General features: G+C 70.8%; 7 protein-coding genes. 2 read left to right on the forward strand and 5 right to left on the reverse strand.

Features of this window, described 5'->3' with window-relative positions; all coding sequences use genetic code 11:
• The 3 genes from KD1_RS08065 to KD1_RS08075 all read right to left on the reverse strand — a co-directional run.
• Positions 1 to 3418, reverse strand: a 3418-nt coding sequence (locus KD1_RS08065; protein WP_157073241.1) for a transglutaminase family protein, incomplete at its 3' end; no start/stop codon positions are given.
• A gap of 70 nt (positions 3419 to 3488) precedes the next feature.
• Positions 3489 to 4289 (reverse strand): transglutaminase-like domain-containing protein, encoded by an 801-nt coding sequence (locus tag KD1_RS08070; RefSeq protein ID WP_068400185.1) that lies wholly within the window; start codon positions 4287 to 4289, stop codon positions 3489 to 3491.
• A 103-nt stretch (positions 4290 to 4392) separates the two neighbouring features.
• Positions 4393 to 5880, reverse strand: coding sequence for an NCS2 family permease (locus KD1_RS08075; RefSeq protein ID WP_068400188.1), 1488 nt, complete (start codon positions 5878 to 5880; stop codon positions 4393 to 4395).
• A 38-nt stretch (positions 5881 to 5918) separates the two neighbouring features.
• On the opposite strand from KD1_RS08075, the gene KD1_RS08080 reads away from it, so the two are divergent.
• Positions 5919 to 6167 carry a hypothetical protein gene (locus KD1_RS08080; protein WP_068400191.1) on the forward strand — a complete coding sequence of 83 codons (249 nt, stop codon included), beginning with the start codon at positions 5919 to 5921 and terminating at the stop codon, positions 6165 to 6167.
• A 74-nt stretch (positions 6168 to 6241) separates the two neighbouring features.
• Here the strand turns inward: KD1_RS08080 and KD1_RS08085 are convergent, their stop codons facing one another.
• Both KD1_RS08085 and KD1_RS08090 read right to left on the reverse strand, forming a co-directional pair.
• Positions 6242 to 6982, reverse strand: coding sequence for a DUF3027 domain-containing protein (locus tag KD1_RS08085; protein WP_068400194.1), 741 nt, complete (start codon positions 6980 to 6982; stop codon positions 6242 to 6244).
• 1 nt (position 6983) lies between these two features.
• Positions 6984 to 7376, reverse strand: coding sequence for a cold-shock protein (locus tag KD1_RS08090; RefSeq protein WP_068400197.1), 393 nt, complete (start codon positions 7374 to 7376; stop codon positions 6984 to 6986).
• 122 nt (positions 7377 to 7498) lie between these two features.
• On the opposite strand from KD1_RS08090, the gene KD1_RS08095 reads away from it, so the two are divergent.
• Positions 7499 to 8800 (forward strand): MFS transporter, encoded by a 1302-nt coding sequence (locus KD1_RS08095; RefSeq protein WP_068400200.1) that lies wholly within the window; start codon positions 7499 to 7501, stop codon positions 8798 to 8800.
• Positions 8801 to 8877: the final 77 nt, after the last annotated feature.

Raw genomic sequence — 8877 nt, forward strand, 5'->3', positions numbered from 1 at the left:
GTGTGACCGGGAACTCGGACGGTTCGCCGCCGAGATACCCCCGCGGCTGCGGCCAGGTGGCGGTGTCGATGCGACCCGAGGTGCGACGCTCCTCGAATCGGCTCGTGCGACGCGACTCCGCCTCGACGGCGTTGACCGGGTACGTCTCGTACGACCGGCCCCCCTGGTGGGTGACGTGGTAGGTGAAGCCGCCGAGCGAGACCGAGTTGCGCACATCGACGAGGTCGAACTGGAGCGGAGCGTGGATGCCGATCGTCGGATGCATCGCGCTCGGCGGGTTCCAGGCCCGGAAACGGACCCCGCCGACGCGCGCGCCGGCCGTCGCGTCGCGGCCCACGCCCCAGCCGGTCGTCGCGATCGGGACCATCGGCACCGGCACGCCGTTGCACGTCAGCACGTGCCGCCCCTCGGTCATCCCGACGGCGCTGACCTGCACACGCTCGAGCGAGGAGTCGACGAACCGGGCCGTGCCGCCGAGCGAGACCTCCTCACCGAGCACCTGCCAGGGTTCGATGGCGGAGCGCAGTTCGAGCTCGACATCACCCAGACGCACCTCGCCCAGCCGCGGGAACCGAAACTCGAGGAACGGCTCGAGCCAGCGCTCGTCGAAGCGCGGCGGAGCACCGTTCGGCTGGGTCGGCCAGGCCGCCATGTGCGCGTTGAGTTCGGCGACGACCTCCCGCACGTCGGCCGCGACGAACGCGGGCAGCAGGTACCGGTCGTGCAGCCGCGTGCCCCACCGCACGAGCGGCCCTTCGGCCGGGGCCTCCCAGAACCGGGCGACGAGGGCGCGCACCAGCGCGGCCTGCATCAGGCTCATCTGCGCGTGCGCGGGCATCTCGAAGCCGCGCATCTCGAGCAGGCCGAGGCGCCCGCCGCGGTGGTCGGGGTTGTAGAGCTTGTCGATGCAGAACTCGGCGCGATGGGTGTTGCCGGTCAGGTCGGTGAGCAGGTGGCGCAGGAGCCGGTCGACGAGCCACGGCTGCGATCGACGCTGGCGTGCGACGCGCTCGTCGGGGGTCTCGGCGACGCTCCAGTCGGCGCGCACGGCTGCGGCGATGTCGTGGTCGACGGCCGGGTCGTCGACCATCGCGGCGAGTTCGGTGAAGGCGATCTCGAGGTCGGACAACGTTTCGGCCAGCCCCTCGTCGACGCGCGGCGCCTGCGACGTCGAGCCGATGAACTTGCCGGTGAACAGGTACGACAGACCCGGATGCCACTGCCAGTACGTGATGAGGCTGCGCAGCAGATCGGGGCGCCGCAGGAACGGGCTGTCGGCCACGGTGGCCCCGCCGAGGGTGATGTGGTTGCCGCCGCCGGTGCCGGTGTGGGTGCCGTCGAGGTCGAACTTCTCGGTGGCCAGCCCGGCGCGGCGGGCGTCGTCGAACAGGGTGGTGGTCAGCTCCCGCAGGTCACCCCAGGTCGAGGTGGGGTGCACGTTGACCTCGATCACACCGGGATCCGGCGTGATCGACAGCGACTCGACCCGGTCGTCGTTCGGCAGTCGGTACCCCTCGAGCACGACCGGGGTGCCGGTGGCTGCGGCGGCGCCCTCGATGGCGGTGAGCAGGGCGATCCCGTCGTCGAGGCGGTCGAGCGGCGGAAGGAACACGTAGGTCTGGGCACCGCGCGCCTGCACCGCAACGGCCGTGCGCGGTGCTCCGTCAATGGGCACCACGCGCGCCGGCGGCACGTGCTCGGGCTCGATGGCCGGAGCGCCGTGGGGCAGGTCGGCGGTCATGTCGCCGTCGTGGTTGCGGGTGATGTCCGCGGCCTCGCCCCAGGCGATCGTGTTCAGCGGCAGCCGGTAACCCATGGCCGAGGTGCCCGGCATGAGGAACAACCCGCGGCGGCGGGGGCGCCAGTGCGCGGTCGCCCAGCCGGCACCGTTCTCGGGGTCGACGAAAACGGGGATGACCCAGCCGGCCGGCGGTGAGGCGGTCGCGTTGCGATCCAGATCGTCGGCCGCGCGTTGCGGATCCTCGTCGACGGCCGGGCGATCGCCGAACGGTTGGCGCGCCTCGTTCAGGGCGGCCTGCACCGGATCCTCGTGGGCCGCGATGACGACGTCGGCCGGGACACCCAAGCGCGCCGCGATGGCGCGGGCGAGGCGTTCGACGGCCGCCGGATCGGGGGCGTCGCCGGGCGCGCCCGGGTCGGCGAGGAGCGCGGTGTCGTGCCACAGCGGTTCGCCGTCGCGGCGCCACGCGATCTGGGTCTGCCAGCGGGGCAACTCCTCGCCGGGGTACCACTTGCCCTGCCCGTGGTGCACGACGCCGCCGCGGGCCCACCGGTCACGGACCAGCGCGGTCAGACGCGCGGCGAGCGCACGCTTCTCCGGCCCGTCGGCGGCGGATTCCCACTGCGGGTCGGAGGTGTCCCCGGCCGTGACGAACGTCGGTTCCCCGCCCATCGTCAGGCGCACGTCGCCCGCGTTCAGGCGGGCGTCGACGGCCTCCCCCAGGGCGTCGATCTGCGCCCACTGCGCGTCGGTGTAAGGCTTGGTCACGCGCGGATCCTCGTGGATGCGGGTGACCTCGTTGACGAACCCGAACGTCGCCTCAACGACCTCGGTGGCGCCGGTGATCGGCGCGGACGACTCCGGCTCCGGCGTGGCGGAGAGCGGAATGTGCCCCTCACCGGCGAGCAGGCCGGAGGTCGCGTCGAGCCCGATCCACCCCGCTCCGGGGATGAAGGCCTCGGCCCAGGCGTGCAGGTCGGTGAAGTCCGCGGCCGGGCCGGCGGGGGCACCGTCGAGGGGCACGACGTCGCTGGTGAGTTGCACGAGGTACCCGGAGACGAAACGGGCCGCGATGCCGCATCGGCGCAGGACGGCCACGAGCAGCCACGCCGAGTCGCGGCACGAGCCGATGGCGCGGGCGAGGGTCTCCGCGGGTGTCTGGACGCCGGCCTCGAGTCGGGTGGTGTAGTCGACGGAGTCGCGCACGGCCTGGTTGACGGCGACGAGAACGTCGACGATGCGGGTGTCGCCGTCGAGGACACCGGTCGGTTTCAGGTGGGTGGCGATCCACGCGTCGATGACATCGTCGTCGTCGTTCGGGCGCAGGTAGGGCTCGAGGTCACGGCGTTGGGCGGCGGCGTACTCGAACGGGAAGCGGGCGGCGTGGTCCTCGACGAAGAAGTCGAACGGGTTGATCGCCGTCATGTCGGCGACGAGTTCGACGGCGACGGTCAGGTGGTCGGTCGGCTCGGGGAAGACCAGCCGAGCCACGTAGTTGCCGAAGGGGTCCTGTTGCCAGTTGAGGAAATGATCCGGCGGGGAGACCTTGAGCGAGTACGCCTCGATGCGGGTGCGGCTGTGCGGGGCGGGGCGCAGGCGCACCTCATGCGGGAAGACCCGCACCGGGTGGGCGAAGGTGTAACTCGTCTCGTGGTGCAGGGCGACCCGGATGCTCACGCGGACCACTGTAAGGGGCGCGAGCGCGGCTCCGTCGCGCCCGAGCCGGGCACGGCGATCGGGGCGCGGGTCAGAGATACACCGGCTGCGACGGGTCCTCCGGCGGCAGGCCGCCGTGGGCGTACACCGTGACCCGCACCGGGCCGAACCGCACCCGGCCGCTCAGGACCGTGAAGAAGGCGGTGTCGGCGGCGTCACGGCCCGTCGCGATGCGGATCAGGGAGGAGCGCGGGGCCCTGCGGGTGGCATCGACGACCTGCCATCGCCCGTCGAGCGCGGCCTCGGCGACGGCGTGGAAGTCCATGGGGATGAGGCCGGGCGCGTACACGGCGGCCAACCGCGCCGGCACGCCCAGCGCGCGCAGGGCCGCGACGGTCAGGTGGGCGAAATCGCGGCACACGCCCTGGCCGGCGAGCAGCGTGTCGATCGCGGAGTCCTCGCTGCCGGAGCTGCCCGGGATGTACCGCAGGTAGCCGTTGACCCACGCGCCCACCTCGGTGATGAGCTCCTGGCCGGTCAGACCCGCGAACCGCGTCGGGGCGAGCACGTGGAACCGGTCGGACTCGGCGTAGCGCGACGGGCGGAGGTAGACGACCTCCTCCTCGTCGGTGACGGGGTGCGGCGGACAGGAGGCCTCGACCTCGGCGGCGTAGCGCAGGCGCAGCGCCCCGATCGGCGCGTGCACCCGGTGCAGTCGGGTGCCGGCTGCGGCGACGATCTCCTGCGCCTCGAGCGGCGCTCCGTCGACCTCGATCGACAGGGACTCGCTGCGGGTCGGCGTGCCCGCCGCGACCGCCACGGCGAACAACAGGGTCGCCGGCGCGGTCACCGTGCAGTCGATGGCGGCGGTGATCGTCGTGGTGGTGGACATGGGTACTCCCGAGAACTTCGCCGAGGGAACAATTCTGGCGACCTAAGCCGGGCTTACGTCGCCAGAATTGTTCCCTCGGCGAGGGTGAGTGGGTGAACGGGCGTCAGACGCCGAGCCATCCCTTGATCGGATCCATGGCGAAGTACACGACGAACAGCAGACCCACGATCCACATGAGCGGGTGGATCTCGCGCACCTTGCCCTTGACGAGCTTGAGGAACAGGTACATGACGAACCCGGCACCGATCCCCGCGCTGATCGAGTAGGTGAACGGCATGACGACGATCGTCAGGAACGCCGGGATCGCGATCTCCAGGTCGGTCCAGTCGATCTCACGCACCTGCTGCATCATCAGGAAACCGACGAGGATCAACGCCGGCGTCGCCGCCTCGTAGGGCACGACCGCGACCAGCGGGCTGAGGAACGTCGCTGCCAGGAACAGCAGACCCGTCACGACCGAGGCCAGACCCGTGCGCGCGCCCTCACCCACACCAGCGGTGGATTCGATGTACGACGTGTTCGACGAGACTCCGCCAATACCACCGGCGGCCGCGGCGATCGAGTCGACCACGAGGATCCGCTGACTGTTCGGCGGGTCGCCGTTCTCGTCGAGCAGCCCCGCCTCGGCACCGACGGCGACCATGGTGCCCATCGTGTCGAAGAAGTCCGCGAGCATGAGCGTGAAGATGAGCAGGACGGCCGAGACGACACCGACCTTCTCGAACGACCCGAGCAGGTTGAAGTGGCCGAAGAGCGAGAAGTCCGGCACGGAGAACACCGACGTCGGCCAGCTCGGGATGTTCAGCCCCCAGCCGGTCGGGTTGACGATCTTGCCGGTCGCGTCGGTCTGCCCGCCGACGTTGAAGATGGCCTCGACGAGCACGGCGAGGAGCGTCGTGGCGGCGATGCCGTAGAGGATCGCGCCGCGCACATTGAGCACGTACAGGCCGAAGATGAGGAACAGGCCGGTGACGAAGACGAACATCGGCCACCCGGCGAGGAAACCGCCGACGCCGAGTTCGCCGAGCGGGCCTCCGACCGCCTTGCGCACGACCCCGGCGTCGACCAGGCCGACGACGGTGATGAACAGACCGATGCCGACCGAGATGGCCGTCTTGAGCTGGGCCGGTACCGCGCGCAACACGGCTCGGCGGAACCCGGTCAGCACGAGGAGCAGGATGATCACACCCTCGAGCACGACCAGGCCCATGGCGTCGGCCCAGGTCATGCCGGGCAGCTTGGCGACGCCGAAGGCGACGAAGGCGTTGAGTCCGAGCCCGGCGGCCAGGGCCAGCGGGTAGTTCGCGTAGACGCCCATGAGGATCGTCATGATCCCGGCGATGAGGGCGGTGCCGGCCGCGACGAGTTTCATCGCGTGCGGCACGTCGCCGCCGCCGAGGAACGCACCGGTCGAATCGGCCTGGGTGCCGATGATCAGCGGGTTGAGGACCACGATGTAGGCCATCGTGAAGAAGGTGGCCAGGCCACCACGGATCTCCTGGCTGATCGAGGAGCCGCGTTCGGAGATGTGGAAGTACCGGTCCACCCACGTGGTCGTGGGGGCCGGCGCGGGGGGCGAGGTGGTGCTCATGACGCACAGATTAGGGCCCGATGAGGCAGGCTGGAGTCATGGCTTCCGACGACACGCCCACGCATCTGCCGCCGCCCATCCGGATCCGCGTCGATCGGGTGGTGCTGTTGGGGACGGCGTTGTTCGTGTTGTGGGCCGCGGTGGCGTGGGCCGTCCCCACGCTTCATGACGGAGCGCGGAGCTGGTGGCCGATGATCGGCGTGTACGGCGCGGGCTTGGGCGTGCTCATGTGGCTGTACCTGCGCCGCGGGCGCGGCAATGCCGCCGGGGTGCTCAAGCGCGACTGACCGCCCCTCGCGGTTCGAGGTATTGCGCGTCGGGAATCCGACGCGCAATACCTCGAACCAGGTGGGGGCGAGGGTCAGAGCGTCTCGAACGCCAGGTCGTCGAGCACCGGCTCGGGCACCTGCTCGGGCTCCGGGCGCGGTGCATCGACCTCCGAGTGCGCACCGCACCCGTGGTCGAGGCTGACGACGGTGCCGTCCGAGGGTGACCATTCGTTGGCGCACACCCCGAACACGGAGCGCAGCGCGCCCGCCATCGGCACGAAGTACCCACACGTCGTGCACATCTCCGGTGCCTTGAGCGAGACGTCGGCCTTGGGCCCGTGCGCCCCGTCGTACCAGCGCTGCGCGGCGACGTCACGGCCCTCCGCCGAGAGCACCCGCGCCCGGCCCAGGCCCAGTTCCCACTGCGCCATGTGATCGACGTCCTCGTCACCGGTGGCCTCCCACCCGGCCTCGAGGTTCGCGTCGTCGGCGACGTACGGCAGCACGTCTCCCGCGCCGATGTCCCCCGGCGCGAGACGCTGCTCGTACGGCAGCCACGCCGGGGCGAGCACGGCGTCCTCGCCGGGCAGCAGGTGCGTCTCCGAGACGGTGACGACCTTGCTGCGCGACACGCGCGCGACCGTGACGGCCCAGTGCCAGCCGCGGTAGCCCGGTGAGGTGCACACGAACAGGTGGGTGCCGACGCGCTCGGCCTCCATGACGATGCCCTCGTGGTCACCGACCGTGCCGGGCTCGGCGATGGACTCCGCCGCCGCCCGTGCCACCTCGACGGCGGCGCTCAACGTCGTGTCGGTCTTGATGGTCGCGGCCATGTCAGGCCTCGAGGTCGTCGGCGATGCTGCGCAGCACCTGGGCCACCTTCGCGCCGAACTGGCGGTCGGGGTAGTGCCCGCGGTTGAGGCCGGCCTGGACGTCGTCGAGCAGGGTGATGAGGTCCTCGATGACGACGACCATCTCCTCGGGCGGCTTGCGGTCGCGCAGCCGGCGGTTGGTGACCACGCTGGCCGGAGCCTCGAGCACGGTCACCGACATCGCCTGGGCGCCCTTGCGGCCCTGGGCCACGCTGTACTCCACCTTGGTGCCCCCACGCACCACGTCGCCGGCCGCGAGCGCGCTTGAGGGCAGGAACACATCGACCCCGTCGTCCCCGGAGATGAAACCGAAGCCCTTGTCGGTGTCGAAGAACTTGACCTTGCCAGTCGGCACTGTCCCCTACCTCTGCTCTGATGACATGAACACCCCATTGTCACTGGTGGGGTACGCAATCGCCAACCGACCCGGGCAAACCCATTTGGCTTCGACCTGCGGCAGGAGGAAACTGGCCTGTCGTGACTGATACCGCGACCCGGTTCGGCATCACACGCTTCTGGGACGACCTGCCGACCGCAGGGCGCTGGCTGCTCACGACGACGATCGTGCAGACGCTCGGACGCGGAATGGTGTTGCCGTTCGTCCTGATCTACATGACGCAGGTGCGAGGAGCCTCCCTCGACACCGCGGGCTACCTCATGGCCGCGATCGCCGTGGCAGCCGTGGCCGTGACCGTGCCGACGGGGTACCTCATCGACCATCTCGGGGCTCGGGCGGTGGTCATGGGCGGCACGATCGCGATGATTGCCGGAGCGGTGATGTTCGCCTTTGCCACGTCGGTTCCGGCGCTCCTGGTGGCCAGTCTGCTCGTCGGCGCGGCCCAGGGTTCGTCGTTTCCGGCGTTCCACTCGTTCATCGCCCAGATCGTCGACGGTGAGGCGCGCACCCAGTTCTTCGGCCTGAACTTCGCCCTGGTCAACCTCGGCATGGGTGTCGGAGGACTGATCGGCGGGCTGTTCGTCGACATCTCCAGGCCGTGGACCTTCACCGCGGTGTTCATCGCCGAGGCGGTGTTCATGCTCTTCCCGCTCGCGGTGCTGCTCGGGCCGTTGCGGCGCGCCGGTGGCGGGTACGGCGCGGGCGGCCGCGTGACGTCCGACGGCCTCGAGAGCCGGCCGAACGACGCTCCGGCACCGACCTATCTCAACGTGCTGCGCCGCCCGGCGGTGCTGTGGATCTCGGTCGTCGGCGTGCTGACCTCGTTCGTCGGCTACGGCCAGTTCGAGTCCGGCGTGCCGGCGTTCGCGGTGGACATCGCCGGGGTGTCGACGCGCACGCTCGGGTTTGGGTTCGCGGTCAACACCTTCGTCATCGTCGCGCTGCAGTTCGCCGTCATGCGCTGGATCTCCGGCCATCGCCGCACCCGCATGCTCCTGCTCATGACCGCCATCTGGGGGCTGTCGTGGGTGTCGCTGGCCGCCAGTGGGCTGCTGCCCGATTCGTGGCTCGCCGTCCTGGGCGTCGTCGGGTTCTTCGCCATCTTCGCCCTCGGCGAGACGTTGCTGCAGGCCACGACCCCGGCGATCGTCAACGACCTGGCCACCGACCACGAGCGCGGTCGCTACAACGCGATCAATGCCGCGGCGTACCAGTCCGGGGCGATCCTCGGCCCGGCGTTCGCCGGCGCGGCGCTGCACCACGGCGGCGCGCGCGCGGGTACATCGGCACGCTGCTGGTCGGGTGCGTCGTGCTGGCGCTGGCCGTGGTGGCCCTCGAGCGGCATCTCGACCCGGTCGCCAACGGGCGCCACCCGGCCCTGACCGAGGCCGAGCCGGAGCGGGGCTGAGCACGCGGCCGAAGGCGCCGACGCGCGCGTCGACTACCGTTGATCGGGTGC

The sequence above is a fragment of the Kribbia dieselivorans NBRC 106261 genome, assembly GCF_001552435.1.
GTDB classification, from domain to species: domain Bacteria; phylum Actinomycetota; class Actinomycetes; order Actinomycetales; family Dermatophilaceae; genus Kribbia; species Kribbia dieselivorans.

Excerpts from the sequence above, each read along its gene's own strand:
- KD1_RS08085 (WP_068400194.1), bottom strand. The coding sequence starts at position 6,982 with ATGGCCGCGACCATCAAGACCGACACGACGTTGAGCGCCGCCGTCGAG.
- KD1_RS08070 (WP_068400185.1), bottom strand. The coding sequence starts at position 4,289 with ATGTCCACCACCACGACGATCACCGCCGCCATCGACTGCACGGTGACC.
- KD1_RS08075 (WP_068400188.1), bottom strand. The coding sequence starts at position 5,880 with ATGAGCACCACCTCGCCCCCCGCGCCGGCCCCCACGACCACGTGGGTG.
- KD1_RS08080 (WP_068400191.1), top strand. The coding sequence starts at position 5,919 with ATGGCTTCCGACGACACGCCCACGCATCTGCCGCCGCCCATCCGGATC.